The sequence below is a fragment of the Amycolatopsis sp. GA6-003 genome, from assembly GCF_046267895.1.
GTDB lineage: Bacteria > Actinomycetota > Actinomycetes > Mycobacteriales > Pseudonocardiaceae > Amycolatopsis.
In genome coordinates this window covers 4342548-4369070 of the sequence record NZ_CP176499.1, presented here as the reverse complement: position 1 = coordinate 4369070, position 26523 = coordinate 4342548, and the positions used below count along the sequence as shown (strand labels likewise).

General features: G+C 67.9%; 28 protein-coding genes. 12 read left to right on the top strand and 16 right to left on the bottom strand.

The window, feature by feature from the left end:
* Nucleotides 1-35: 35 nt before the first annotated feature.
* From F9C12_RS19310 to F9C12_RS19300, 3 genes are read right to left on the bottom strand one after another with little or no spacing between them, the layout of a single operon-like run.
* Nucleotides 36-230: a ferredoxin gene (locus F9C12_RS19310; RefSeq protein ID WP_037356317.1), complete on the bottom strand. Its 195-nt coding sequence runs from the start codon at nucleotides 228-230 to the stop codon at nucleotides 36-38.
* 40 nt (nucleotides 231-270) lie between these two features.
* Complete coding sequence (locus F9C12_RS19305; RefSeq protein WP_409466804.1) at nucleotides 271-1476, bottom strand: cytochrome P450; 1206 nt, start codon at nucleotides 1474-1476, stop codon at nucleotides 271-273.
* A 10-nt stretch (nucleotides 1477-1486) separates the two neighbouring features.
* Nucleotides 1487-2713 (bottom strand): cytochrome P450, encoded by a 1227-nt coding sequence (locus F9C12_RS19300; RefSeq protein WP_409466803.1) that lies wholly within the window; start codon nucleotides 2711-2713, stop codon nucleotides 1487-1489.
* A gap of 206 nt (nucleotides 2714-2919) precedes the next feature.
* On the opposite strand from F9C12_RS19300, the gene F9C12_RS19295 reads away from it, so the two are divergent.
* Nucleotides 2920-3552, top strand: a complete 633-nt coding sequence (locus F9C12_RS19295) for a TetR/AcrR family transcriptional regulator (protein WP_409183345.1) — start codon at nucleotides 2920-2922, stop codon at nucleotides 3550-3552.
* A gap of 141 nt (nucleotides 3553-3693) precedes the next feature.
* Entirely contained in the window at nucleotides 3694-4230 is a 537-nt protein-coding gene (locus F9C12_RS19290; RefSeq protein WP_409466802.1) for a DUF4232 domain-containing protein, read from the top strand.
* Nucleotides 4231-4243: 13 nt separating this feature from the next.
* Here F9C12_RS19290 and F9C12_RS19285 read toward each other — a convergent pair whose 3' ends face one another.
* The 10 genes from F9C12_RS19285 to F9C12_RS19240 all read right to left on the bottom strand — a co-directional run bounded on the left by F9C12_RS19285 (nucleotide 4244) and on the right by F9C12_RS19240 (nucleotide 13150).
* The gene (locus F9C12_RS19285; protein ID WP_409183343.1) at nucleotides 4244-5083 is read right to left on the bottom strand and encodes a helix-turn-helix domain-containing protein; all 840 of its coding nucleotides are present in this window, start codon (nucleotides 5081-5083) and stop codon (nucleotides 4244-4246) included.
* A gap of 140 nt (nucleotides 5084-5223) precedes the next feature.
* Nucleotides 5224-5463 (bottom strand): hypothetical protein, encoded by a 240-nt coding sequence (locus tag F9C12_RS19280; RefSeq protein WP_409183342.1) that lies wholly within the window; start codon nucleotides 5461-5463, stop codon nucleotides 5224-5226.
* A gap of 133 nt (nucleotides 5464-5596) precedes the next feature.
* Nucleotides 5597-6349, bottom strand: a complete 753-nt coding sequence (locus F9C12_RS19275) for an ESX secretion-associated protein EspG (RefSeq protein ID WP_409183341.1) — start codon at nucleotides 6347-6349, stop codon at nucleotides 5597-5599.
* A gap of 11 nt (nucleotides 6350-6360) precedes the next feature.
* Complete coding sequence (locus F9C12_RS19270) at nucleotides 6361-7689, bottom strand: hypothetical protein (protein WP_409466801.1); 1329 nt, start codon at nucleotides 7687-7689, stop codon at nucleotides 6361-6363.
* Complete coding sequence (locus F9C12_RS19265) at nucleotides 7689-8312, bottom strand: DUF3558 domain-containing protein (protein WP_409183339.1); 624 nt, start codon at nucleotides 8310-8312, stop codon at nucleotides 7689-7691. The genes F9C12_RS19270 and F9C12_RS19265 overlap by 1 nt, the downstream gene beginning before the upstream one ends.
* Complete coding sequence (locus tag F9C12_RS19260) at nucleotides 8309-8890, bottom strand: hypothetical protein (RefSeq protein WP_409466800.1); 582 nt, start codon at nucleotides 8888-8890, stop codon at nucleotides 8309-8311. Before F9C12_RS19260 ends, F9C12_RS19265 begins: the two co-directional genes overlap by 4 nt.
* A gap of 222 nt (nucleotides 8891-9112) precedes the next feature.
* Complete coding sequence (locus F9C12_RS19255) at nucleotides 9113-9979, bottom strand: aldehyde dehydrogenase family protein (RefSeq protein WP_409466799.1); 867 nt, start codon at nucleotides 9977-9979, stop codon at nucleotides 9113-9115.
* A complete protein-coding gene (locus tag F9C12_RS19250) occupies nucleotides 9972-11405 on the bottom strand; it encodes an aldehyde dehydrogenase family protein (protein ID WP_409466798.1) in 1434 nt (477 codons plus the stop codon). Before F9C12_RS19250 ends, F9C12_RS19255 begins: the two co-directional genes overlap by 8 nt.
* Nucleotide 11406: 1 nt before the next feature.
* A complete protein-coding gene (gene deoC, locus F9C12_RS19245) occupies nucleotides 11407-12381 on the bottom strand; it encodes a deoxyribose-phosphate aldolase (RefSeq protein ID WP_409466797.1) in 975 nt (324 codons plus the stop codon).
* A 136-nt stretch (nucleotides 12382-12517) separates the two neighbouring features.
* Nucleotides 12518-13150: a DUF1707 domain-containing protein gene (locus tag F9C12_RS19240; protein ID WP_409186792.1), complete on the bottom strand. Its 633-nt coding sequence runs from the start codon at nucleotides 13148-13150 to the stop codon at nucleotides 12518-12520.
* A gap of 105 nt (nucleotides 13151-13255) precedes the next feature.
* On the opposite strand from F9C12_RS19240, the gene F9C12_RS19235 reads away from it, so the two are divergent.
* Complete coding sequence (locus F9C12_RS19235; RefSeq protein ID WP_409466796.1) at nucleotides 13256-13705, top strand: protein tyrosine phosphatase; 450 nt, start codon at nucleotides 13256-13258, stop codon at nucleotides 13703-13705.
* 397 nt (nucleotides 13706-14102) lie between these two features.
* A complete protein-coding gene (upp, locus tag F9C12_RS19230) occupies nucleotides 14103-14726 on the top strand; it encodes a uracil phosphoribosyltransferase (RefSeq protein ID WP_409466795.1) in 624 nt (207 codons plus the stop codon).
* Here upp and F9C12_RS19225 read toward each other — a convergent pair.
* Nucleotides 14719-15309, bottom strand: coding sequence for a TetR/AcrR family transcriptional regulator (locus tag F9C12_RS19225; RefSeq protein WP_409466794.1), 591 nt, complete (start codon nucleotides 15307-15309; stop codon nucleotides 14719-14721). The two genes, upp and F9C12_RS19225, sit on opposite strands and share 8 nt — an antisense overlap.
* 95 nt (nucleotides 15310-15404) lie before the next feature.
* Here F9C12_RS19225 and F9C12_RS19220 point away from each other — a divergent pair, with 95 nt between their 5' ends.
* The 8 genes from F9C12_RS19220 to F9C12_RS19185 all read left to right on the top strand — a co-directional run bounded on the left by F9C12_RS19220 (nucleotide 15405) and on the right by F9C12_RS19185 (nucleotide 23992).
* Complete coding sequence (locus tag F9C12_RS19220; protein ID WP_409183331.1) at nucleotides 15405-15806, top strand: MerR family transcriptional regulator; 402 nt, start codon at nucleotides 15405-15407, stop codon at nucleotides 15804-15806.
* On the top strand, nucleotides 15803-16783 hold the full coding sequence (locus F9C12_RS19215; RefSeq protein ID WP_409183330.1) for an aldo/keto reductase: 981 nt from the start codon (nucleotides 15803-15805) through the stop codon (nucleotides 16781-16783). Before F9C12_RS19220 ends, F9C12_RS19215 begins: the two co-directional genes overlap by 4 nt.
* Nucleotides 16784-16915: 132 nt before the next feature.
* Complete coding sequence (locus F9C12_RS19210; RefSeq protein ID WP_409466793.1) at nucleotides 16916-18460, top strand: NAD(P)-binding domain-containing protein; 1545 nt, start codon at nucleotides 16916-16918, stop codon at nucleotides 18458-18460.
* Nucleotide 18461: 1 nt separating this feature from the next.
* Nucleotides 18462-19487, top strand: coding sequence for an alpha-hydroxy acid oxidase (locus F9C12_RS19205; protein WP_409183328.1), 1026 nt, complete (start codon nucleotides 18462-18464; stop codon nucleotides 19485-19487).
* The gene (locus F9C12_RS19200; RefSeq protein WP_409466792.1) at nucleotides 19484-20806 is read left to right on the top strand and encodes a cytochrome P450; all 1323 of its coding nucleotides are present in this window, start codon (nucleotides 19484-19486) and stop codon (nucleotides 20804-20806) included. The genes F9C12_RS19205 and F9C12_RS19200 overlap by 4 nt, the downstream gene beginning before the upstream one ends.
* Nucleotides 20803-22074, top strand: a complete 1272-nt coding sequence (locus tag F9C12_RS19195) for a cation:proton antiporter (RefSeq protein ID WP_409183326.1) — start codon at nucleotides 20803-20805, stop codon at nucleotides 22072-22074. Before F9C12_RS19200 ends, F9C12_RS19195 begins: the two co-directional genes overlap by 4 nt.
* 92 nt (nucleotides 22075-22166) lie before the next feature.
* Nucleotides 22167-22814, top strand: a complete 648-nt coding sequence (locus tag F9C12_RS19190; RefSeq protein WP_409186791.1) for a response regulator transcription factor — start codon at nucleotides 22167-22169, stop codon at nucleotides 22812-22814.
* Nucleotides 22811-23992 carry a sensor histidine kinase gene (locus F9C12_RS19185; protein ID WP_409183325.1) on the top strand — a complete coding sequence of 394 codons (1182 nt, stop codon included), beginning with the start codon at nucleotides 22811-22813 and terminating at the stop codon, nucleotides 23990-23992. The genes F9C12_RS19190 and F9C12_RS19185 overlap by 4 nt, the downstream gene beginning before the upstream one ends.
* On the opposite strand, the gene F9C12_RS19180 is transcribed toward F9C12_RS19185, so the two are convergent.
* On the bottom strand, nucleotides 23967-24659 hold the full coding sequence (locus tag F9C12_RS19180; protein WP_409466791.1) for a YczE/YyaS/YitT family protein: 693 nt from the start codon (nucleotides 24657-24659) through the stop codon (nucleotides 23967-23969). The genes F9C12_RS19185 and F9C12_RS19180 overlap by 26 nt on opposite strands.
* 23 nt (nucleotides 24660-24682) lie before the next feature.
* Complete coding sequence (locus tag F9C12_RS19175) at nucleotides 24683-26506, bottom strand: adenine deaminase C-terminal domain-containing protein (protein ID WP_409466790.1); 1824 nt, start codon at nucleotides 26504-26506, stop codon at nucleotides 24683-24685.
* Between the last annotated feature and the right edge of the window lie 17 nt (nucleotides 26507-26523).

The following is a 26523-nucleotide window of genomic DNA, read 5'->3' as shown; positions in this document are numbered from 1 at the left end:
ACCGGTCCCCGGCCGGAAACCGGGGACCGGTCCGGTCACTCCTCCAGCGAAAGCGCTTGGCTCGGGCAGATGTTCACGGCCTCGCGCGCCTTCTCGACCAGCTCGCCGTCCGGAGTGTCGTTGAGGACGATGACCGTGCCGTCGTCCTCGCTCTGGTCGAACAGCGCGGGCTCGGTGAGCACGCACTGGCCCGCGCCGACGCACTTGCCGGTGTCCGCGATGATCTTCATGATGGCCTCTTCCTGGCTTGTGGTGGGAGCACTCTGATCTCTACCAGGTCACCGGCAGCTGGTACAGGCCGAAGATCGTGGCGTCTTCCTTCACCGGGATCTGGTCGACCGGCAGCACGCTCTTCAGCGTCGGGATACGGCGGAACAGCGTGTCGAACACGATCTGCAGCTCCATCCGCGCGAGGTTCTGGCCGAGGCACTGGTGCGGCCCGAACCCGAACGCGACGTGGTGGCGCGCGCCGCGTTCCAGGTCGAGCTTCTCCGGGCTTTCGAACACGTCCGGGTCCCAGTTCGCGGCGTAGCCCAGCACGAGCACGCCCTCGCCGGCCTTGATCGTGACGCCGCCGATCTCCACGTCCTCGGTCGCCACCCGCGCGGTCGCACCCTCGACGATCGTGAAATAGCGCAACAGTTCCTCGACCGCGAGGAGCGTCTTGCCCGGATCGGCCTCGATCGTCGCGCGCTGCCCGGGGTTCTCCAGCAGCCCGATGGTGCCGAGCGAGATCATGTTCGCGGTGGTCTCGTGCCCGGCGACCAGCAGCAGGAAGGCCAGCCCGATCATCGCGTCGTGGTCGTAATTGCCTTGTTCGCGGCGCTTGATGATCTGCCTGCCGAGCAGGTCGTCGGTCGGGTCCTTCTCCTTCGCCGCGACGAGATCGCCGAGGTACCCGCGCAATTCCTCGGACGCCTTCTTGCGGTCCTCGACCGTGGTGCTGCGGCGGATGAGCGCCATCGTGCGCTGCTGGAAGTAGTCGTGGTCGGCGTACGGGACGCCGAGCAGTTCGCAGATGACCAGCGACGGCACCGGCAGCGACAGCTTTTCCACCAGGTCCGCCGGTTTCGGCCCGGCGAGCAATTCGTCGATCAGGCCGTCGACGATCTCCTGGATCCGCGGCCGCATCGCCTCGACCCGCTTGACGGTGAACTCGCCGAGCACCTCGCGGCGGGCCTCGCCGTGCTCGGGCGCGTCCATCGAGATCATGGCTTTTTGCTTGGTGTTGGTGAGGATCGCGGCCCCGCCCTCGGCCAGGAACGGGAAATTGGGCAGGAACCGGTCCGAGGAGAACCGGCGGTCGCCGAGGATCTGCCGGGCTTCCTCGTGCCGCGAGGCCACCCAGGCCTCTTTGCCGCCGGGGATCCGCACGCGGGTGAGCGCACTCGTCTCGCGCATCCGGACGTACTGCTCCGGCTGCGAGAACGGGCAGGTGCGGGCGACCGGCATGCGGAGTTCTTCAGTGGCAGTCATCGTTTCCCCTTCACCAGGTCACCGGGAGGCAGTACAGCCCGAAGACGCCGGAGTCGTGTTTGAACGGCAACTCCTCGACCGGCGCGGCGAGACGCAGCGTCGGGACGCGGCGGAACAGGGTGTCGAACACGATCTGCAGTTCCATCCGCGCGAGGTTCTGACCGAGGCACTGGTGCGCGCCGAAGCCGAACGCGACGTGGTGCCTGCCGCCGCGGGAGATGTCGAACTGCTCGGGCTCCGGGAAGACCTCGGGGTCGAAGTTGGCCGCGTAGCTCAGGCCGAGGACGCCTTCGCCTGCCTTGATGGTGACGCCGGCGATGTCGACGTCCTCGAGCGCGACGCGGGTGGTGGCGAATTCCGCGATGGTGAAGTAACGCAGCAGTTCCTCGACGGCGTCGAGGGTTTTGCCCGGATCCTCCTTGATCGCGGCGAGCGACTCGGGGTTCTCCAGCAGGGCGACCGTGCCGAGCGAAATCATGTTCGCGGTGGTCTCGTGCCCGGCGATGAGCAGCAGGAACGCCAGCGACACGAGGTCGTCGTGGTCGTAGGCGCCCTCCTCGCGCTTCTTCTCGATCTGGCGGCTGAGCAGATCGTCCGCCGGTGCGGTTTCCTTCGCGGACACCAGGTCGGACAGATACTTCTGCATCGCTTCGACCGAGGCGCCGCGCTCGTCGGCGGAGACCTCTCGGTTGAGGAGCCGCGAGCTGTGCTTCTGGAAGAAGTCGTGATCGGAGTACGGCACGCCGAGCTGTTCGCAGATCACCAGCGACGGCACCGGAAGCGAGAGCGCGGACACCAGGTCGGCGGGCTTGTCCCCGGCCAGCATCGCGTCGATGTGCTGGTCCACGATCTCCTGGATGCGCGGCTGCAGCGCCTTCATCCGCTTGACGGTGAACTCGCCGACGACGCCGCGCCGCGCCGGGCCGTGTTCCGGCGCGTCCATCCCGATCAGCGACGGACGCAGCCGCGGGCGGCGCTGCATCCCGTCCTTGAAGAGGATCGGGAAGCCGGGGTTGAAACGGTCCGAGCTGAATCGCGGGTCGTTCAGCATCGCCCGCAGATCCTCGTGCCGGTGCAGCACCCAGGCGCGCTGGCCGCTGTGCTCGAGCTCGACGTAGTGCGCGCGAGCGTCGCGGAACCGGTCGTAGCCCGGCGGCGGCGCGAACGGGCAGGTCCGCTTCATCGGGAACGCGGCCTTCTCCGGCTGGGTGCGGACGGGCTGGGCGACTTCGGTCATCTGAACCCCCTGTGGTGGGTTTGCCCCGTTACGGAATGAATGTGGAGGATTACATTCCGGTTCACTGCCCAAGGTACCGAAGTGGAGGATCGCCGTCCACTAGCATCGGGGTGACAATCACTGTCTCTTGGCCGGCCGCCGGCACGTTTGCGCAGCTGACCCGGCATGCGAGAATGCGCGCCAACCGGAAAGACGGAAGGCCGGGCATGAGTGCAGACCCCGAGACGCCGCTGCGAGCGGACGCGCAACGCAACCGCGACCAGATCATCGCCGCGGCTCGCGGCATCTTCGCCAGCCACGGTCCCGAGGTCCCGATGGAGGAGATCGCGCGCGCGGCCGGCGTCGGAGTAGGCACCCTCTACCGGCGTTTCCCGGACCGCGACGCGCTCATCCGCGCGGTCGCGGTGGACAACTTCGCGGGCGTGCTGGACCACGCCAGGCGGCTGTCGAGGGAAGCGCCGACGGCGTGGGAAGCGTTGGTGCAGCTGCTCTACCACGGTGCGGAACTGCAGTTGTCCATGCAGCTGGCCATGTTGTCGCAGCGCGCGCACGAAATTCTCAAGGACGACCCCGAGGTGGCGCACCTGCGTGAAGCGGTGCTGCTCGAGGTCGAAGGGCTGGTCGGCCGGGCGCAGGCCGAGGGGACGCTGCGCAAGGACGTGGGCGCGGGTGACGTCGCGGTGCTGTTCGCCCGCCTCATCCGTCAGCTGCCCGCGCATCGGCTGAAATCGCCGGAGATGGCGACGGCCCGCAACATCGCGATCATGATCGACGGCCTGCGGGCTGGTCCGGCTACGCCGTTGCCGGGGCGGCCGATCGGCAAAGAAGATTTGCTCTGAGGCGTTTCTTCAGACGTGACGGGCCGTCTGGGTTGCTCCCGCGGGGGTGATCTCACAACGGGCCATCGCGTCGCGGGCGGGGACGTCTTATCTCGTGAAAGCCGGTGCGGAGCCACCGGAAAACACGGGAGGGGACGAATCATGAAGAACATCCGCCGAATCGCCGTCGCGGTCGCCGTCGCCGGGGGAGCGGCCGCTCTCTTCGCCGGGACCGCCAGCGCCACGACCGCGGACTCGTCGGCCTTGCAGTGCACGGCGAACCAGTTCAGCACCAAGCTCGTCTACGGCGGGGCCGGTGCGGGCCAGCGCAACGCGGCGCTGCAGTTCACCGCCAACGAAGGCGAGCGGTGCCTCCTGCCTGGCCGGGCCGACGTCAACCTGGTCGGTGCGCACAACGTCCTCGTCAACAACGAAGCGCCGGTTGACGCGCCGCCAGTGCTGATCGCGAACGGTTCGTCGGCGTACGTGCCGCTGCACTGGACCGCGATCGGGTCCGACGACGAGCAAGAGACGCCGAACGCGGTGACCATGACCGCCCCGGCCGACTCCAACCCGCACGGGGACCCGATCGACCCGAACGTGACGGTGGACTGGACCTTCGGCGCGGTGGACGCCGGCGTCGACAGCCACAACCTGGACGTCGGCACCCTGACGGCGGGCGAAGCGCCTGCGGTGTAAGGGTTTCCGGGAGTCAGTCCGCCTGGGTGAGTGCTTCGAGAACCCGCTGCAGCACTTCCCGGGCGGCGTCTCCCTCGGCCGCGACTGTCCACAGTAGATCCGCGACCTCGTGGTACGGGTCGACGTCGCTCGCGATGTGCTCGCCTTCGGGGGTTTCGACCATCGCGACGTCGTCGACGACCCAGAAGTCGGCGGTGACCGGATAGGGCACGACGACGTCCGCCGGGATGATGCCGAAGCGGATGTTGGGGGTGCCGAGCAGCGCGAGCAGCTTGTGCACCTGCCCGATCATCACCTCGCGCGGCGCGTTCGGATACCGCAGCGCGGCCTCGGAGGTGAGCAGTTCGATGGTCCGGCCGGGTTCGTAGAGGATCTGCTGGCGCTGCATCCGCGCCCGGACCGCTTCGGTGATGTCCTGCGCGCCGCCGTGGATCCGGGCGTGGGCCAGCAGCGTATGCCGCGCGTACTCCGGGGTTTGCAGTAATCCGGAGACAATTCGGAGGTCTACCGCCCGAATTCGTAGCGCTCTGGCCTCTCTTGCTATGGATTCCTCTTGTCTGGCCCGGTGTCCGTCGCGGACTTTTTCTTTCCAGCTGGCGTGCGCGTCGCGGACCTCGACCAGTTGTTCCCGCAGTTGCGCGGCCAGTTCCGGCGGTCCGCCGACCGCGGCGACCCAGGCTTCGAGGTCGTCGTCGCCGACGGTCTGCCTGCCGTTCTCGATCTTGCTGACCTTGGGCGCGTTCCAGCCGATGGCCCTGGCGAAATCCTTTCCCGTCTCGTAGCCCGCGTCGACCCGGAGCCGGCGCAGGCGATCGCCAAGCTCTGCCCGGCGTTTCTCGAAACTGGTAGGCACTCGCCCTCGCTAACGCATGCGGAATTCCTCGAACCCGATGGCATCTTCCCACACCTGGGGTCGAGTTTCGAGAAATCCGGGGCGTCTAGTGCGTCTGAATCGCCGGGATGCCCTTGCCTCGCCTGCGCCGGTCGTGGTGCTCAGGCTTCCTGTGGGAAGAACTTGAGCAGGCCGGCCGGGATTTCGACGGCCGTTTCCGTGTCCGGTAGGCCGCGTTCGCGCAGTTGGCGCAGTGCGTGGGCGTCGGTGACCCGGTAGCCCTGGACGACGTACGTGCCGCGGTTGGTGCGATAAGCGTTGGGGCAGTTGCCGCCCGCGCTGGTGGTGCCGAGGAACTCGAGGGCTAGTGCTTCTTCGGGTTGAGCGGGATGCAGGGTCATGTGGAGTCCTCCTGACGTGCTGCTGCGCCTCTGCCGGACACGGGGCGTCGAAATTTCCCCAATGGCTCATGTTGGCAGAGAATTTCGCGAAAGGATAGAGCTGTGGCGCGAAATGTTGGGCCGTGCGCTTCGCTCAGGAGAGCTCGGCGAGCGTGAGCGTCAGCGCGTCGACGAGGTGGGCGCGGGTGCCGGAGTAGACGTTGATCCGCAGCCCGCCGGTGTCGTCCGGGCTGACGAAACTCAGCACGCGCCCGCGACCGGTGAGGTCGATCGCGGACAGCGGGGTGCTGTGCGTCCGGCTGCCGTCCGGCCCGCGAACCGCGACGTGCATCAGGTGCACCGCGTCGCGCCGGGCCCGCATCAGATGCCGCAGTTCGTCCGCGCTGGCCGACGATTCGGCGAGCGGATCGGCGGCGGCGCTGTCGTAGTAGTCCTTGGGCACCTTGAGCGGCCGGAGTTTCGCCGGAGCGCAGCAGGGAAGCAGATCGACGAGGCTGCCGCTGATGTCGCGCGGAGAGACGGGTTCGAGCTGCACGGACCGGTTGTCCGTCACGAGCCGCACGGCCTCCCGCCCGGCCGCCGCGACGAGAATCGCGCCGTTGTCCCCGCGACGGGCGCGGAAATCGCTCCAGGAATACACCTCGCGCCGCGCCTCGGCGAGAAGTTCGAGAGTGTCGCGCAACCGCGGACTGGGCGCACCGCTCGCCGCGAGCCCGAACCGGGCCAGCAGCCCGTACGACTGGACCCGGAGCTTGTCGGCGAACTCGTCGGTCATGAACATCGGCGCGTGCTCGACCACGACGGGCGGATCGCCAAGTTTCTCGTGCCCCCACACGGCGAGAAACGCCAGCCGGGGCATCCGGACCGGTCTCTCGAGGATCGGCATCGCGGCGCCCCTCAGCCGCCGATGGTCGGAGGAGTCGGCGGCAACCCGGTCCGCGGGTCGACGGTGCGCTCGCCGCCGTCATCGTCGTCGAAGGTGAAGGCGGAGTCGGTTTCGAGGCCGTATTTGCGGTGGTGGTCTTCGCGGTCTTCGTCTTTGCCTTTGCCCTGGGCGGGGGTTATTCCGCCGATGCCGGGGGAGCCTCGGGAACCGGGGGCGCCGGCGGTGCCGCGTGCGGAGGGGTTTGCTGCGCGGCCTTCTTCTCCTAGGCCGGTTCCCTTGCCTGGTCTTGGGGGTGGACCGCCTGGTCTGCTGCGGGGTTCGCCTGCGCGGTTGCTTTCCCCTTTCGCGATTCCACCGGTGGCGCCCGCGGTTCCGGGTTTGTTTTGCGGGGGAATGCCGACCAGCCCAGGCGACGAGGTGCTGTTGCCGGATTCGCCGGGGCGGGGCGCGACGGTGGCCGCCGCCGGATCCGGTGCCCATCCGGAAACTGTTGTCCGCTCGTCAGTTCTTGGCTGCGGTGCGATGTCCGGGCTGGGTTTTCCGCTGGGCCCTTGCGTTCCGCCGGGCCCGTGCTGCGTTGCGGGCGGCCCGCTGACCGGCGGCCCGCTGACCGGCGGCGCGGCGGTCGGCGGAGGACCTTCCGGCGGATGCCCCGAGTTTCGGGGTTTCGGGAAAACCGGCGCCTCGTCAGGTCCTTGCCGCGACTTCAGCCGCGAGCTGACGGTGTCGCTCCGCCCGCCGAAATCGTCAAGCCGCCCGTAGTCGGATTGCAGCTGCTGGCTGCCGGTGCGGGCGTGCTGGACGTAAGCCTGATAGCGGTCGACGTTCTGCTGGGCCACCGCGTTGTAGTGGTTGATCTCCTTCTCCGCGTCGGTGTCCCACGGAGTGCTCCGGTCGATAAAGCTCAGGTGCGGCGGCTGGTCCGGCATCGGCTGGAGGGAGGTTTTCATGGCGTCGAACCCGTGCGCGACGTCGGACAAATTGGCGCCGTTGGTAGTGTAGATCGCCGCGGACACGGAGGCGATTTCCGCCAGTGCCCGAATCCGGGTCTGCGCGGCGTCCGCGGCCCGGCCGGTCCAAGCGGATTCGAGTCCGGTGCTCATCCGGGCGACCAGGTCGCTGGCCTCGTGGTGCTGCTCGCCGAGATCGGCGGCGCGGCCGGCGCCCCGGTGCCAGTCGGACGTGCCTGGTCCGGCGAGCACTTTGTGAGCCAGTTCGGGCGCGGAGAGGGCCTCGGCGCCGGTATCGGCCTGGAGTACCGCGGAATAGAACTTGCCGAGATCGTCGATGCGCTCGCCGACCCAGTGGCCGACGTCCTCGAGGATCGAGAAGAAGCCCATCACGAACCCGCCCGCTGCCGGAGATTGCCGATGACCATGTCGGCGACCTTGGCCGTCAGTTCGCACGGGTCGGCTTTTCCTGCTTTGCCGCGGCCGAGGTTCAGCGCGGCGTCGACGGTGTAGTCGTCCGCGATTCCTACGCTGACATCGCAGGAATCATCGAGGCCGATGCCGGTGTAGATCGACCAGGCGACGGCGGGCAGTTCATGGATCGGCGGCAGCGGCCGCCACGTCGTCGTCTTCGGCTTGGTGTTCTGATAGACCGAACTCAGGCCCTGGCGCGTGCGAACGTCGTAGAAAACATTCAACCCCGCGCCGGACTCCAGGTTCCCCCATCGGCAGGACGGCCCGGTCGCCGAGATGTTTTCCGGTTTAGGCGGGGTGGCGGTGGTTCCGAGGATTTCTTTGATCTGCTCCGGCGTGAGCGCGTCGTGGCAGGGGTTTCCGGACAGGACCGAGGGCGGCAACGGCCGGTCGACTTTCGGCGCTCCCGCATAGGGCAGCGAGGCGGCGGCCGGCGACGGGGTCGTCGGCACGGACGGTGCGGGTCCGCCGGAGCAACCCGCAGTGAGGGCAATTGCTCCGATAGCGACGAAAAATGGCGCTGACGAGTGACGGTTCATCCCGCGAAGCCCTTCGCCGAGGCTTCGGATCCGGCGGCTTTCACATCAGCGGTCGCGGTTTCGTCGGCGCTTTCGGTGAGGCTGAGTGCTTGCTCCAGTTTCCGGACGAGTTGGTTCGCGTAGTCGTACATCCGGGTGACAGCCGCCAGGCCCGCGCCGAACGCGCCGTCCTCGGACCCGTCGCCGGTTAACCGCCGGTTGTAGCCAGTGCTTGCCGGCTCGTCCGCGGGCGGCGTCAGTTTGGTCAAGTACGCGGCTGTATTGCGCATGTCGCCGAACTGTTCCCGGGCTTGTCTGGCCAGGTTGAGCATGCTCCGGGCGTCGTCGCGGCTCATCGTGAAACCTGGGCCGGGCGGGGGTGTTCCAGAGTCGGTGATGGTGAAGGTGAAATCCGGCAACCAGTTCTTACCTGCGGCAGCGGCAGGCTGGTCCATGTCCTCGCCCTCCCCAAAACCCGGCGGACATTTCGCGCGACTGTCGGTTCGGTGCCTCACGGCGCTATTCACCGTAGCCGACGGCGCACGCTTAGTCGTGCGGGCGGAGAGAATTTGCAGGAAATCGGCGAGCGATTCGCGCAATTGGGCGAATGCTACTGTTCGGAGGTAATGCAGCTGCGGAAATCTCTGTCCTGAAAAGCGGCGACGCGGCTTCCTGGGTGCGGGGCGGTTCACTCTACTCCTTCTTGGTCGGCCGCCCAACCTAAATACCAAGCCTGCCCGCCGCGCAATTTTTCGAAAGATCGCAGACAAAAACCTCCGTTCCGGGGGTAACCGGAACGGAGGTCTGGGTGAACTCGTCTGTCAGACGCCCATGGGGTGCCAGACCGTCTTCGCTTCCAGGTAGCGCCGGAGGCGGGTGAGGTCTGGCTCGGCCGTCCAGTCCGGTTCGGCGTCCGGGACGGACAGGACCCGTTTCACCGTTCCGGCGGCTTCCTGGGCCAGGGTGACGCGGTCCTCGGGGGTCGCTCCCGTCGGGTCCAGTGCGTTGACGTCGCCGTGGGAGGCCAGCCACGGGCCCAGTTCCGCGGCGCGGCCGGTGAGGATGTTGGCGACCCCGCCGGGGACGTCGGAGGTGGCCAGTACCTCGGACAGCGTGATGGCGGGCAGGGGACGGTCCGCGCTGGAGACCAGGACCGCCGTGGAGCCGGTGGCCAGCACGGGGGCCAGGACGGTCACCAGGCCGAGCAACGAGGACGCTTGCGGGGCAAGGACTCCGACGACCCCCGTCGGTTCGGGCGTGGTGAAGGAGAAGTACGGCCCGGCGACCGGGTTGGCGGCGCCGAGGACCGACGCGATCTTGTCGGTCCAGCCCGCGTACCAGACCCAGCGGTCGATGGCGGCGTCCACCAGGGACTCGGCCTTTTTCGCGGCGACGCCTTCGCAGGCGGCCACCTCGGCGGCGAACTGGGCGCGACGGCCCTCCATCACCTCGGCGACGCGGTAGAGCACCTGGCCTCGGTTGTATGCAGTTGCCGACGCCCAACCGGGGAACGCCTTGCGGGCGGCGGACACCGCGTCGCGCAGGTCTTTGCGCGACGCGTGGGCCGCGTTGGCCAGGAAAGCGCCCTGGGAATCGGTGACCGGATAGACCCGGCCTGATTCCGAGCGCGGAAATTTGCCGCCGATGTACAGCTTGTAGGTCTTGGCTACCGAAATCCGGTCAGACATTGAGGTAGGCCTCCAAACCGGTGCGTCCGCCTTCGCGGCCGAAACCGGACTCCTGGTAGCCGCCGAAGGGTGCGGCGGGGTCGAAACGATTGAACGTATTGGCCCAGACCACTCCGGCCCGGAGCTGGTTCGCCATCCACAGGATGCGCGAGCCCTTCTCGGTCCAGATGCCCGCGGACAGCCCGTACGGCGTGTTGTTCGCCTTCGCCACGGCCTCTTCCGGCGTACGGAAGGTGAGGACCGACAGCACCGGGCCGAAGATCTCCTCGCGGGCGATCCGCATCGACTGGTGGACTTCGGAGAACACCGTCGGCGCGAAGAAGAATCCGCGGTCCGGCACCGGGCACGGGCTGGTCCAGCGTTGCGCGCCTTCCGCGTCGCCGGATTCGACCAGGCCGCGGATCTTCGCCAGCTGCTCGGCCGAGTTGATCGCGCCGATGTCGGTGTTCTTGTCCAGCGGGTCGCCGAGCCGCAGCGTGGACACCCGGTAGCGGAGCTTCTCCAGCACCTCCTCGGCCACCGATTCCTGCACCAGCAGCCGCGAGCCCGCGCAGCAGACGTGGCCCTGGTTGAAGAAGATCCCGTTGACGATCCCCTCGACCGCCTGGTCCAGCGGGGCGTCGTCGAACACCACGTTCGCCGCCTTGCCGCCGAGTTCCAGGGTCAGCTTCTTGCGGGTGCCCGCGACGGTGCGCTGGATCAGCTTGCCGACCTCGGTGGAGCCGGTGAACGCGATCTTGTCGACGTCCGGATGCTCCACAATGGACGCTCCGATGTCGCCGGCGCCGGGCAGGATGTTCACCACGCCCGGCGGCAGCTCCGCCTGCTGGCAGATCTCGGCGAAGACCAGCGCGCTGAGCGGCGTGGTCTCGGCCGGCTTCAGCACCACGGTGTTGCCGGTGGCCAGCGCCGGCGCGATCTTCCACGCCAGCATCAGCAGCGGGAAGTTCCACGGGATCACCTGGCCCGCGACGCCGAGCGGCTTCGGGTCCGGGCCGTAGCCCGCGTAACCGAGCTTGTCCGCCCACCCCGCGTGGTAGAAGAAATGCGCGGCCGCGGTGGGCACGTCGGAATCGCGCGACTCCTTGATCGGCTTCCCGTTGTCCAGCGTCTCCAGCACCGCCAGCTCGCGCGAGCGTTCCTGGATCAGCCGCGCGATGCGGAACAGGTATTTCGCCCGTTCCGTGCCCGGCATTTTCGACCAGACCGACGCGTACGCCTTGCGCGCGGCCTTCACTGCCGTGTCCACATCGGACTCCGACGCGGTGCCGACCTCGGCGAGGATCTCCTCGGTGGCCGGGTTGACCGTCTTGAGCGGCTCGCCCGAACCGTCGACGAACTCGCCGTTGACGAACGGCTTGTAGTGCTCTTTCAGATTGGCCAGTGCGCGCGATTCCGGGGCGGGCGCGTATTCGAAGATGCCCATGTCAGTCCACCGTCACGTAGTCGGGGCCGCTGTAGTGGCCGTCCACCTGGGTGCGCCGCTGCAGCAGCAGGTCGTTGAGCAGGCTCGACGCGCCGAACCGGAACAGCTCCGGCGTGAGCCACTGCTCGCCCGCGACCTCGTGCACGGCGACGAGGTACTTGATCGCGTCCTTCGTCGTCCGGATCCCGCCTGCGGGCTTGACCCCGCGCAGTTCGCCGGTGCGCTCGTGCCAGTCGCGCACCGCCTGCAGCATCACGTGCGTGACCGGCAGCGTCGCGGCGGGCGACACCTTGCCGGTGGACGTCTTGATGAAGTCGCCGCCCGCCAGCAGCGCGAGCCAGGACGCGCGGCGCACGTTGTCGTACGTCGCCAGTTCGCCCGTTTCGAGGATCACCTTCAGGTGCGCCGAGCCGCAGGCCTGCTTCACGGCGCGGATCTCCTCGAACACCTCCAGGTAGCGGCCTTCGAGGAAGGCGCCGCGGTCGATCACCATGTCGACCTCGTCCGCGCCGGCCTCGACGGCCAGCCGGGTGTCGGCCAGCTTCACCTCGCGGCTCGTGCGGCCGGCCGGGAACCCGGTGGCGACGCTCGCCACCCGCACCCCGCTGCCCGCGAGCGCTTCGACGGCCGTCTCCACCAGGTCCGGGTACACGCACACGGCCGCGACGCGCGGGCAGTCCTGCCGCTCAGGGTCCGGCCGCATCGCCTTGGCGGCGAGGCCGCGGACCTTGCCGCGCGTGTCGGCTCCCTCGAGCGTGGTCAGGTCGACCATCGACACCGCGGTGTCGATCGCCCACCGCTTGGCTTCCTTTTTGATGCTCCGGGTCGCGAGTCCGGCCGCGCGCTGCTCGACGCCGACCTGGTCGACGCCGGGCAGCCCGTGCAGGAACCGCCGCAGGCTCGCTTCGTCGCGAGTGACGTCCGTCAGCGGCGACGGGGTTTCCGGCGCCGCTGCCGGGCTGGTGGTAGCTGTCATACCGCTGAGTGTAGGTGCGCGACAGCAGGCGCCGGAGCGCTCACCGGAATCTGTGGACAGCTGGTCACCGGCTCGCGGTTGTCCACAGCCGCGAGCCGTGAGCGGCGGTTTTTGTCGGTGTCGTGTGCAGTCGGGGTCAGGACTCGAGCCGCGGGGCGTTCAGGTCCTTGGCCGGTTTGCGGTACACGACGACGCCGCCCCAGAAGCCGAGGCCGTTGATCGTCACCGTCGGGGCGGTCGGCGGCGCCGGCGGCGCGCCGGACTTGTCCTCCAGCATGAACGCGCCCATGAAACCGATGCCGGTGACGTTCACGTTGATGTCGTCGGGGACGGTGATCTCGATCCCGCCCATGATCGCGATGGCGGTGATCGTGCACGACTTCTCCGCGAACCGGGCGCTGCGCAGGTCGATCTCGGCTCCGCCCCAGAACGCGAAAGTCGTGTGCTGCTGCGGCAGGACCCAGCTGCCCTTGCGCACAGCCCCGGACATCACGCCGATCGACATGGCGGAACCGGGGTGCCCGCCGATGCGGTTGTCCGGCAGCCCGAGCGCGCGCGACGGAGCGGGCTGCAGCGAGGCCGACGCGGCGGTGGCGACCGCGGCGCTGCCGGGCAGGTCGGCGGTCACCGGCTTCAGGTCGGCGAACGTCTTCGCGGAGTAGACGCTGGAGAGCCGCTCTTCCAGCTCGTCGATCGTGATGCGGCCTTCGGACAGGGCCTGGTGCAGGACTTGCGCGACCTGCTCCCGATCAGCGTCCGACACGCGCATCTGGTCCGGGCCCGGCGTGGCTGGGTCTTCACTCACCTGGGGCAGCCTAGCCCTGTCGGGTCGGGCTCGGGTCCATCTAACGGTGGATAGCGGGATCATGGAGTGATGGAATCTGCGTTGGTGGGGGCCCTCGTGCTTCCGGACGGGGCTGTGGTGCGGGGCCGCGGGCTGGGGAAGCCGAAGCCGGAGGGGCCGGAGCCGGAGTTCGGGTTGTATGTGGGATCGCGGCGGATGCGGGCCAAATACGACGCTTCATTGGGGTGGGAGCGGCGGTGGGTGGTTTGGCCGGACTTTTCGCTGCCGCGGGATTGGGAGGGGGCCCGGCGGGAGATCGTGGGGCTGCATGAGCGGGCGGTTGCCGGGGAGGCGGTGGAGGTGGCTTGCCTTGGCGGGGTGGGGAGGACCGGGACTGTGCTGGCTTGTTTGGTGACGTTGGGCGGGGTGGATCCGCGGGGGGCTGTGGAGTGGGTGCGGAGGGAGCATCATCCGCGGGCGGTTGAGACTCCTTGGCAGCGGTGGTGGGTTGGGTGGTTTTCTCGGGGGAGGGTCGGGTGACGGCTCGTCGCCCTGGCGGGCGACATTGCCGGTTGGTGGTTGCGTGGGGCACCCCGAAGCCCGATTGTGCTGACGGTTCGGGGGTGCTTGTCAAGGCGGGAAAGATGCCTTGACAAGCACCCCCGAACCGCAGGGAGGCTTCGTATCGGGGTGCGGGGGAGGGGCTGGGTGCCTCGCTGTTTGGGTGCAGTGGTGCGGTTTTAGGGCTGGGTGCCTCGCTGTTTGGGTGCAGTGGTGCGGTTTTAGGGCTGGGTGCCTCGCTGTTTGGGTGCATCGGTGCCTGTTTGGGGCCGTGAGGGAATCAGGGGCATCGAGGGTTCCCTCGCGGAAGTAATCGGGCCCACGAAGGTGCGGGGGAAAGAGTGGCGTCTTCGGGGGCGGCGGCTAAGTTGTCGCCATGGATGTGCATGTCGTCGATCACCCGCTGGCCAAGGCTCGTCTCTCGACCATGCGGGACGCTCGGACCGACAGTGCTGCGTTCCGGGCCGCGCTGCATGAGTTGACTGTCATGCTCGTCTATGAAGCCACTCGGGATGTGCCGGTGCGTACTGAGCGCATCCACACCCCGGTCGCGCGGACTGATGCGTATCGGCTGGCCAGTCCGCCTCTGCTGGTTCCGGTCTTGCGGGCCGGGCTGGGGATGGCTGACCAGGCGCACAAGCTGATCCCCGATGCGCAGATGGGGTTCGTCGGTCTCGCTCGCGACGAGGAGACCCTTCAGCCGACTCCGTATCTCGAGTCTTTGCCTGAGTCGCTCGCGGACCGGCCGGTGCTGGTGCTTGATCCGATGCTCGCCACTGGCGGTTCGATGGAGTACACGATTCGCCTGCTCACCGATCGTGGTGCTACTGACGTCACCGCTATCTGTGCGCTCGCCGCGCCGGAGGGGCTCGCGCATCTGGAGCAGACTGGGCTGCCGGTTCGGGTGGTCACGTCGAGCATTGACGAGCGGCTCAACGATTCCGGGTTCATCGTGCCGGGGCTCGGCGACGCGGGGGACCGGCAGTACGGCGCTAGGTGAGCCAGCCGGAAGCGTTGGCGTGCAAGGCTTTTTCGTACGCGTCGGAAACGCTGAAGCTGTCCGGCAGGCGGCCGGACAGTTCCAGCGACACCAAGCCGTGCACGAAACCCCACAGGCTGACGGTGATCAGTTCCGGCGCGACGTCCTGGAACTGGCCGGACGACACGGCGGTGCGGACCACGCCCATCAGCGGGGCCAGGGTGGCTTGCGCGACCTCGTCGGCCTCGGCGTTGGGTTCGAAACCCGGCACCGAGCGGCTGAACATGATCGCGTACAGGTGCGGGTCGGCGAGGGCGCTTTCGCGGTAGGCGATGCCAAGGCGCACGAGGTCGGTTACCGCGTCCCCGGACAGCGGCACCCTCGCCAGGCGGGCGCCGAAGCGGCGGAAGCCTTCTACGTACAGCGCGTTCACCAGGTCCGGTTTGCTGCCGAACAGCGAGTACACCGCGGTGGTCGACGTGCCCGAGTCGGCGGCCAGTTTTCGCAGCGACAGGGCCTTGGGGCCGTCGGCGGAGATCAGTTCGCCTGCCCGGTCCAGGAGCTTCAGCCGGAGGGTTTCGTCGTGCGTTCGGGGGCGAGGCATGTACCCAGCGTAACGCAACAACGTTATAAAACGCGAGCGTGACCACTGGTTTTGGATTTGACCTGGAGTGCACTCCAGGTCGTACTGTCGGGCGCATGAGCTACTCGATAGCGGAAGCCGCACGACGTAGCGGCCTGTCGATCGACACCCTCCGGTACTACGAACGGATCAAGCTTCTCGAACCGCCCGCCCGCGATTCGGCGGGGCGGCGCGCCTACTCGGACGAGGACCTGAACTGGCTCGGCTTCCTCACGAAGCTGCGGCTGACCGGGATGCCGATCAAGGCCATGCGCGAGTACGCCTCGCTGCGCCGGCACGGGGTGGCCAGCGCGGGACGGCGCAAGGCGATCCTCGTGGAGCAGCGGCAGTCGGTCGCCGACCGGATCGCCGAGCTGCAGGGTTGTCTCGACATTCTGGACTACAAGATCGCCAACTACGAGCAGATCGAGCGCAAGGCCTTCGGCGTCGCGCCCGAGATGGAGGGAATTTCCGCGTGATCGGTACGAGGAAGCTCGGCGCGCTGGAGGTCGGGGCGCAGGGGCTCGGCTGCATGGGGATGAGCGCGGCCTACGGCGTGCGCGACAACGACAGCGAGTCCATCGCCACTGTGCACCGGGCGCTGGAGCTGGGGGTGACCCTGCTCGACACGGCCAACGTGTACGGCGCGGGGGAGAACGAAAAACTCGTCGGCAAGGCCATCGCCGACCGTCGCGACCAGGTCGTTCTCGCGACGAAGTTCGGCATCGTGCACACCGACGAGGGCATGGCCGCGCGCGGGGACGCCGCGTATGTGAAGCAGTGCTGCGACGAATCGCTGCAGCGGCTCGGGGTCGACCACATCGACCTCTACTACCAGCACCGCGTCGACCCGAATGTCCCGATCGAGGAGACCTGGGGCGCGCTCGCCGAACTGGTCCAGGCCGGGAAAATCCGCTATGCCGGGATTTCCGAGGCGGGTGCGGAGACGATCCGCCGGGCGCACGCGGTGCATCCGGTCACCGCGCTGCAGAGCGAATGGTCGCTGTGGACGCGCGGCATCGAAGGCGAAATCCTCGACACCTGCCGGGAGCTGGGCATCGGAATCGTGCCGTTCTCGCCGCTGGGCCGCGGGTTCCTGACCGGCGCGGTCACCTCGGTGCGGGAGCTGCCCGAGGGCGACATGCGCCGGGGCCTGCCGCGGTTCGCCGAGGACAACTTCGCGCGCAACATGGCGATCGTCGAGGCGCTGCGCGCGCTGGCCGCGGACAAGGGCGTCACGGCGGGGCAGCTGGCGCTCGCCTGGGTGCAGGCCAAGGGGGCCGACGTCGTGCCGATCCCGGGCACGAAGCGGCGGAAGTACCTGGAAGAGAACGTCGCCGCGGCCGAGCTGGAACTGTCCGAAGAGGACCTCGCGGCGATCGAGAAGGCCGCTCCGGCCGACGCGGTCGCGGGCGAGCGGTACCCGGAGGCGCTCGCGCGCGTCACCGGCAAGTAGCCGCCGGGCCGGTGCCCCGCCTCCGCCGCGGGGCACCGATGTCCCGGGGACCGGGTACGTTCTGAGGGATTTCTGAGATCTTCCGACCACTCTGATCGCCGTCAGTTCAAGGCGACGCGGGAGGTCGGTGTCATGGCGGACGTGCTGGACTACCTGGTGGTCGGAGCCGGGCCGGCGGGATTGCAGCTCGGGCGGCAGCTGGGCGGGGCCGGGCGCGGCTACCTGGTCCTGGAGCGCGGGTCCGTGCCCGCCGCCTTCTTCACGCGCTTTCCCCGGCACCGCACGCTCATCTCGGTCAACAAGAAGCACACCGGCTGGACCGACCCCGAGCTGAACCTCCGGGTCGACTGGAACTCGCTGCTCGACGACGGGCCCGACCCGCTCGTCTTCACCGACTACAGCGCCGAGATGTTCCCGCCGGCGGACGCGTTCCTGCGCTACACCGCCGATTACGCGGCGAAACACGACCTCAAAATCCGGTACGACACCGAGGTGACGCGAATTTCGCGCGCGGACGACGTCTTCACGGTCGCCGCCGCGGACGGGGAAACGTTCCGTGCCCGGCGGCTGATCATGGCGACCGGCGTGACCAAACCGTACGTCCCGGATGTGCCGGGGATGGAACTGGTCGACCAGTACTCCGATTACGACACCGATCCCGAGCAGTTCACCAACCAGCGCGTTCTCGTGCTGGGCAAGGGAAATTCGGCGTTCGAGACCGCCGACAGCATCAACGCCTACGCCGCGGTGCTGCACGTCGCGGGTCCGCGGCCGGTCAAGCTCGCGTGGCGGACGCACTTCGTCGGGCACCTCCGCGCGTTCAACGCTGGCGTGCTCGACATGTACCAACTCAAGCTGCAGCACGCGATCCTCGACGGCGACGTCCGCGAGATCACCAAGGACGACGACGGCTACCACGTCAAATTCGCCTTCGCCCGCGCCGATGAACTCGTCAAAGAGATCCGTTACGACCGGGTCATCGCGGCGACCGGATTCCGGTTCGACGCCTCGATGTTCGATGAGGACTGCCGTCCGGAACTGACCATCAACGACCGGTTCCCGGCACAGACGTCGTCCTGGGAATCGGTGAACGTGCCGGGACTGTATTTCGCCGGGACGATCACCCAGGCTCGCGATTTCAAGAAGGCCACCAGCGCGTTCATCCACGGCTATCGCTACGGCGTGCGCGCGCTCTCCAAGGTGCTCGACGAGCGTTACCACGACACCGAATGGCCAAGCACGGTGGTGGCCAACAAAACCGGTGAACTGGTCGACGCCGTGATCGGCCGGATCAACCGTACTTCCGCGCTGTACCAGCAGTTCGGCTTTCTCGCCGACGTCCTCGTGGTCGACGGCGACCAGGCTCGCTACTACGAGGAAGTCCCGGTCGACCGATTCCACGACACCCCCATCGGGCAGAGCGCCAACGCGTTCGTGATCACCCTCGACTACGGACCGGATCACGACAAGATCGACCCGTTCGACTTCACCGTCACCCGCGCGAGCCAGGACGTCGCGAACGATTCCGGCGAGGGCCATTACCTGCACCCGATCGTCCGGCATTACCAGGGCGGCGAATTGGTCGCGACCCATCACGTCACCGAGAACCTCGAAAACGAGTGGAACCGTCCGGTGCACGTGGACGCGTTGACGGCCTTCTTCACGAAGCAGCTCTGACATGCGCACGATCGCGGAGCTGGAAGCCCTCGCGCGGGAACGGATGGAACCAGCGCACTACGACTATTACGCCGGTGGCGCGGGCACTGAAGCCACCTTGCGGGCCAACGAGGAAGAATTCCGCCGCCGGGTGCTCGTGCCGCGGGCACTGCGCGGAGTCGGCAAACGCGACCTGGCGGTGGAAATCGCCGGATCGCCGTTGTCGATGCCGATTTTGGTGTGCCCGACGGCATTCCACCGGCTCGCGCATCCGGACGGCGAACTCGCGACCGCGCAAGCCACCGCGGAAGCGGGCACCGTCTTCGTGTGCAGCATGGCTTCGACGACGGCGGTCGAGGACGTCGCCAAAGTCGCGGACGTGTTCTGGTTCCAGCTATACGCGCAGTCAGACCGGGAGTTCACCGAAGCGGTCATCAGCCGGGCGGAGAACGCGGGCGCGCGGGCATTGGTGGTGACAGTCGATTCCGCGATACACGGACGACGGGAACGCGAATACCGGCACGCCTTCCATGATCTCCCGCCCGGATTGGCCGCCGAGAATATGCGCGACGCGACGGGTCGCGTGCGGAACATCGAAATGCCCGCCGACCTGACCTGGGAAGACCTGGACTGGTTGCGTGAAGCCACGAAAATGCCGGTGCTGCTCAAGGGAATACTGCATCCGGAGGACGCCCGACGCGCGGTAGCAGCCGGAATCGACGGGCTCGTAGTGTCCAATCACGGCGGCCGTCAACTCGACGGTGCGATTTCAAGCCTCGCCGCACTGCCGGACATTGTGTCCGTCGTGGACGGTCAACTGCCGGTGCTCCTCGACGGTGGCGTGCGGAGCGGCGCGGATGTCGTCAAGGCGCTCGCACTCGGCGCGGACGCGGTCGGCGTCGGCAGGCCGGTGCTGTGGGGGCTCGCCGCGGCGGGCCAGGAAGGGGTCGCCGAAGTGCTGGAACGGTTGCGCGAGGAAACGGACACCGCGCTCGGGCTGTGCGGCGCACGCACGCCCGGCGAGCTGACCCCGGACCTGGTCCGATGAAACGGCTCGTGCTCGCCGGGGCAGCCGGGCTGGTCGCTACGAGCCCGAGGTGGCTGCCCGGCCGCGTGGTCGCGCTGCGGAACCGGATTTTCGCGCTGGTCAACGGGAACGAGGGCTACCAGGTGCCGGTCGAGGACTTCCGCCGGGTGTACGCCGATCCGGCGGCCGACGGGCGCAGCGAGGGGGCCGCGCTGTCGGACCTGTTCTGGTACTGGCTCGCGCCCGGACCGCAGGTGCACCAGGAACACCTCGAACCGGGCCCGCGCTACGACGAGGTCGCCAAAACCACCCGGGCCATCCTGGTCAAGCCGAAGGCGGAAGCGCAGGCGCTGACCGAACGGGTCGCCGCGCGCGTGCTCGACCGGATCGAAACCGGGCCGGGACGGCTGATCCGGCTGCGCGACGAGATGATGCCGGTCTGGGCCGAGCTGTACTACGAGCTGGTGTTCGGCGAGGAATGCCCGCCGGAGGCCCGGGACCTGATCGTCGGGCACGCCGACGACGTGGTGTCCGCGCTGAAGTGCGTGCGCCCGCGCAACATGCGCCGTCGCGCCCGGCTCACCGAGTACCTGCGCCGCCGCCTCGACGACGTGCCGCATCCGCTGCCGTCCCGGCTCACCCGCGAGGAGCAGGTGTTTTACCTGCAGGGCACGTTCTTCAACACCGCGGTCGTGCAGATGTCCGAGGCGATGGCGCATCTGCTGATGGTGCTGGCCGAACACCCGCAGGTGCAGCGCCGGCTGGCGGAGAATCCGGACGACGACGAGTATTTCGACCGCGTGCTGGACGAATGCCTGCGCACCTACCCGCTGTTCGGCATCGCGCACCGCATCGCCACCGGCGACATCGAGCTGGCCGACCGGACCATCGACGCCGGCACCGTGCTGCTGTTCAACTACCCGGAATTCCACCACGCCGGAGTAGACCGGCCGGAGGAGTTCGACCCGGAACGCTGGGCTGGTTGCCCCGCGCACCAGCAGAAAAATTTCCTGCCGTTCGGCGTCGCGCAGAACCGGCCGTGCCCCGCGCGCGGCCTCGCCCCGGTGACGATGCGCGTGGTCACCCGGGAATTCCTGCGCCGGTTCAGCCTCGCCACGAGCGCCGGGCACACCCGGTCGATCCCCAATCGCGGACCGGTTTTCCTCGCCCCGCGCGGATCGCGGAGAAATCCCCGGACCCCGCTGGCCTACCTGGCGGTGCGCGATCGCTGGGAAGACGTGTGGCGCAGCCTCGCGCAGCTGGTGTTCGGCACCTACATGGTGGTCGACGCGCGGCGGCTGCGGTTGTGCACCAAACACTTCCAAGGAGGAACCCGATGAGTGCCGCCGAAGCCGCACCAGCGTTTTTCCTGGCCGCGGTGGTGATCCTGGCCGCCTGCCGGGCGGTGAACGCGCTCGCCGTGCGGCTCGGGCAGCCGCCGGTGGTGGGCGAGATGGTCACCGGCGTGCTGCTGGGCCCTTCGCTGCTCGGGCTCGTCGCGCCGGGCGTGCAGGAATGGCTGTTCCCGGATTCGGTGCGGACGCTGCTCTACCTCGGCGGCCAGATCGGGTTGGTCATCTACATGTTCGGCGCGGGCTACGAATTCCGGCTGAGCGCGCTCAAGGAAGGGAGGAAAACCGTCGCCGCGGTCTCCGCCGCCGGCACCGTCGTGCCGCTGGCGCTCGGCGTGGGGGTGAGCGTGCTCGGCGCGAACTGGGCCGGAATCCTGAAACCCGGGGTGTCGCCGGTGGTTTCGGCGGCGTTCGTCGCGGTGGCGCTCGCGATCACGGCGTTCCCGATGATGGCGCGGATCATCACCGAACGCGGGTTGGGCAGCACGAGGTTCGGTTCGCTCGCGCTGGCCTGCGGCGCTCTCGACGACGTCCTCGCCTGGATTCTGCTGGCGGTCGTGCTCGGCATGCACGCCGGCACCGCAGGCCCGATCGCGACGGCCATCGGCGGCGGCGTGCTGTTCGTGCTGCTGGTGTGGCTGGTGGTCCGCCGGATCGTGGCCCGGGTGATGGACAATCCGCGGGTATCGGTGGATCAGCGGATGCTCGTCACCGCCATGTTCCTCTTCGGTGCTGCCTGGTTCACCGACATCATCGGCTTGTACGCGGTGTTCGGCGCGTTCATGCTCGGGCTGGTGTTTCCTCGCGGCGAGGCGGCCGACGCGGTGCTCGCGCGGATCATGCCGGTCGGCCGGGTGGTGTTCCTGCCGCTGTTTTTCACCTACTCCGGCCTCAACACGCGATTCGCGCTGCTCGCCGACCCGAAGCTGCTGCTGTTCGCGCTGCTCTGCATCGCGGTCGCGGTGCTCGGCAAACTCGGCGCGTCGTGGGGCGCGGCACGGGCGACCGGCGAACCGCAACCGGTCGCGGTGCGGATCGGCGTGCTGGTGAACGCGCGCGGATTGATGCAATTGGTCGCACTGAACGTGGGGCTGTCCGCCGGAATCGTTTCGCCCGCCCTGTTCACCGTGCTGGTGCTCGTCGCGCTCGTCACCACGATCATGACCTCGCCGGTGCTCGGCTGGCTGGACAAACGCGACGCCCGCCGGTACGCGGACGGGGAAATGCCCGAATTCCTCCTCACCGGGCGAAGCTGAGCGATTGCCTACGAAAGTCGAGGGTCGGATGGCCGGATCACTGCGAGTATGGACCTGTGCACGATGAGGCAGAGACCCCGGCGGCTTCCCGGGTGCTCCTGGTCGAGGACGATCGCGACCTCGCCGGGATGCTCGTCGAATTGCTCGCCGGAGAAGGTTACGAGACCGAAGTGGCCCACGACGGCCAGCGCGGCCTGCATCTTGGGCTCACCGGACGGTACGAGGTGGTGATTCTCGACCGGCGGCTGCCGGTGGTCGACGGCCTTGCGGTGCTGGCCCAGCTGCGCCGCCGGGCGGTGCCCGCGCGGGTGCTGGTGCTGTCCGCGCTGGGCGAGCTGGCCGACCGGGTGCACGGCCTCGACACCGGGGCCGACGACTACCTGGTGAAACCGTTCGAGACCGACGAACTGCTCGCCCGCGTGCGCGCGTTGTGCCGCCGCGACACCGAGCACGCCGAATCCCTCCCGCTCGGCGCGGCGGCGCTCGACCTGCAGCGGCACGAGGTCGTGCTGCCGCGCGGCGAACGGGTGACGCTGTCCGGCCGCGAGTTCGAGCTGTTGCGCACGCTCGCCCAGCGGCCCAAGGCAATCCACCCGCGCGCGTCGCTGCGGGCGGGGGTGTTCACCGAGTCGGCGGCGGAGTCCATTGTGGACACCTATGTGTACTACCTGCGGCGGAAGCTGGGCCGGGACGTGGTGAAGACCGTGCACGGCCTCGGCTACCAGATCGGGGCGGTGTGACCACCGTCGTCGCCCCGGAGGCGCGAGCGCTGCGGCGCGCGCGGCGGACCATCGCGAGTCAGATCGCCGTGGTGATCACCATGGTCGTCCTTGCCGCGGGGGTGATCGCGTACTGGGTGCTGCTGCGCGGGCAGGCCGCGGAGACCGAGCGGCAGCTGGAGTTCGCGCTGGGGCACGGACTTTCCGCGACCCCGCCCGGATGCACTTACCTGGTGACGCCGCGGGGGCACGCTCCTGCCGGGCGGCTGCCGTTCACGCCCCCGCCGGTGCCGCCAGTGCCGAACGACGGCGACGCGGTGACGGAAGAACGCGTGCTCGACGGTGCGACGTACACCATCCGCACGGTCAACCGCGGCGGCGAGGTCTGGCAGGCGTATTTCAACGAGCACTACCTGATCTCCGACCGCGAACAGCTGTTGTTAGGGCTCGGGGTGGCCGAGCTGGTGGTGCTGCTCGCGTCGGTGCTCAGCGGGTATCTGCTGGCCGGACGGGCGATCCGGCCGTTGGGCGAGGCGTTGCGACGGCAACGAACGTTCGTCGCCGACGCGTCCCACGAGCTGCGGGCGCCGCTCACCCGGTTGCACACCCGCACCCAGCTCCTGGCCCGGCGTGGCGCCGCCGGACCGGACGAGCTGGAAGCCCTCGTCTCGGGCACCCGGGAACTGGGTGCGGTCGTCGACGATTTGCTGTTGTCCGCGCAGGCTGGTTCCGAGCGGCCGCATCTGGAGCCGGTGCAGCTGGCGGTGCTGGCGGAACAGGCCGTGGCGGCGGAATCGGACCGTGCGAACGACCGGCAGGTCGACCTCCGGCTGAGCCGTTCGCCGGGGTTGGAGGACGTGGTGCCGGGCGTGCCGACCGCGTTGCGGCGAGTGCTGTCCGCCTTGCTGGACAACGCGATCGGGCACACGCCACCGGGCGGGTCGATCGAGGTGATCCTCGCCAACCCGGACGCCCGGCATGTCGAACTGCGGGTGTGCGACACCGGCACGGGCTTCCCGCAGCACGAAGCGGACCGGCTTTTCGAGCGGTTCGCCCACGGGCCGCACGGCGAGGGCCGCCGGTTCGGGCTGGGGCTGGCGTTGGTGCAGGAGGTCGTGACCGGACACGGCGGGACGATCGCCGCGGTCGGAAAGCCCGGGGTGGGCGCGACGTTCACGTTGCGTTTTCAACGGGCTTGAGCTTGCCGGCCTGGAACTTCTTGTACAGGAAGAAATAGAGCTTGATGTACTGGCCGACCAGGACGGCGTTGATGATCGTGCCCTCGCGGATGAAATGCGGTCCGCCGAGGAAGAGCAGCCCGATGCCGGCCGAGATGGCGAGCAGTGTGCAGTCGAAGACGGTTTTGATGTTGCCCCATTTCCGGCCGGTTTTCTTCTGCAGGGTGTTGACGAACAGGTCGATCGGCATCAGCACGAGATTGGCGCGGATCATCAGGAAAAGCCCGAAGGCCAGCATCGCGTCGGCGAGGAACAGCAGCGCGAGATTAGCCGCGTAGGGCGCCAGGGAGATCCATTTCGTCGCCATCAGGTTGAAGTCGAGCAGTGCGGCCAGGATCAGCGCCGGGACGAGCGAGAGCAGGTGGCGGAGCTTGAACGCCCTCGGCAGCACTAGGAAAGTCAGCCCGAGCATGAGCACTTCGAGCAGGAGATTGAACGTGCCCTGGCTGAGCGGCGGGAGCACGAGCGTCATCGTGCGGGTCAGGCTGCTTTGCGGGGAAATGCCGATCCCGGCCCGGATGGCCAGGCCGAGACCGAGTGTCAGCAGGTAGATTCCGGCGACATAGACAATCCAGCGCCGTACCACGTTGCCGTTGTCGATGACTCCCGCGTCTTTGTCGTAAGGCACGACCGCGACCTCCTCGTCGAGGGTTACTTCATGAATCCGAAACGGTCGAGCGAGATGAACAGGGTCAGGAGTTTGTTGACGACGGGCTCGCCCTCGTTGTGGTTGCCCAGCTTTTCGAGGGCGGCGTCGACCGAGCGGGTCGCGTCGACGAGTTCGGCGAGGTCCATGTCGGCCATTACGCCGTAGAACTCCAGCGGCAGACAGGCTTTCTGCTCGCCCTCCTCGGTCACGAGGCAGCCACCGACCAGCGTGTCCAGCTGCTTCAGGTTGGCGCACATCTCCGCGCTTTCGCTGCCCACGCTCACGAAGTACGCCGACGGGGCGGGCCAGAACGTCGATACCGCGCCGCGGTCGATGGACACGCCTTTGAACAACCCGGTGACGATGTGCCGCTCTCCGTCGGCGTAACGCTGCACGACCGCAATTCGATTGAGCCGCACGCCTTCGTGTTCGGGAACGATCCTGCCGTCGCGGAACGGTACCCAGATCTCCTGGGCGAACTTGAGATGTCCGCGGCCGTAGACGTCGAAGAGCAGTACCTTCGCCTGATCGCCCTCGGGCGAGATTTCGCTCGGTGTCAGGTCGAGTTGTTCGGGTGCCAGGTCGGCGAGGCCCGGCTTCGGTTGCTTGGCCAGGCTGGAGTAATCGATGCCGACGCGGTTGAGCAGCTTGCGGTCGCGGGCCACCAGTTCGCCGCCCTTGAACACGTATCGCGGGTTGATTTTCGCGAGGCTGTCGGTGAGAACGATGTCCGCGAAGCGGCCTGGGCTGAGCGAACCGAGGTCACGGTCCTTGTGGAAGGAACGGGCGGCGTACAGGGTGCCCATTTTGATCGCCTTGATCGGCGGCATGCCCATCTCGATCGCCAGCGAGATCACCCAGTCGAGATGGCCTTGCCGCAGGACTCGATCCACTGAGATGTTGTCGGCGCAGAGCTGGAAGTTCTCCGCGGGCCAGCGCCGTTTCACGATGGCGCGCAACATGGTCCGGATGACTTCCGGGCTTCCGACACCGAACTTGATCTGCGTGTTGAGACCGTACCGGACGCTCTTTTCGATGTCGTCCTCGTTCCAGACGTCGTGGTTGTTGTCGACGCCGATCGCGGGCAGGTAGTTCAACAGCATGTCCGGCAACGCCGTGACGCCCCAATGGCAGTTCACGAATCCGGAATTCGCCCGGCCCAGCGCGGCTTTGCGGAAGTCTTCGGCGTTCCCGGTCATGTAGGAGAGGTGCGCCAGTTCGCCCAGGCCGATCACCGGATCCATCTTCAGCATGGCCTCGGTGACGTCCGTCGAGGTCTTCTTCCCCGGTGCGAACGCGTAAAGCCGGTACGGCAGCTTTTCGTGGTCAGCGAACAAGGTCTGGACGGCTTCCACCGCCTCGTCCCCGGCCGCGCTGGCGAAATCCAGGGTTTCCCCGAAGACCGTGGTCGTTCCGCTCGGGACGATCGCCTCGCCGAACGCCGCCGGATGCGCCAGCTGGGACTCGAAATGCAGATGCGAGTCGATCAATCCGGGGATCGCGTAAAGCCCTTCGCCGTCGAAAACCTCGCGCACCCGCACGATCGACTCGTCGGGGTTCAGCGCGATGATCCGCTGCCGGTAAACGAGAAGCGAGCCGGGACAGACACTTTCCGTGTGCACGTCGACGATGTGAAGATTGTGCAGCAGCAGGTCCGCTTCCTGCTCTCCGGAGAGAATGTCGAAGATCGTCCGCACGTGATCTTCTTGCGCGGCAACGTCTTCCGCCGCGAGCGGGGGATAGGTTGGCGATTCCAGCACGGTTTCCTCACTTCGATGTCGTTGGTGCACTGATAGAACCCGCACCGCACCGTTGCTGACAAGCATTCATTTTCGTACGACGT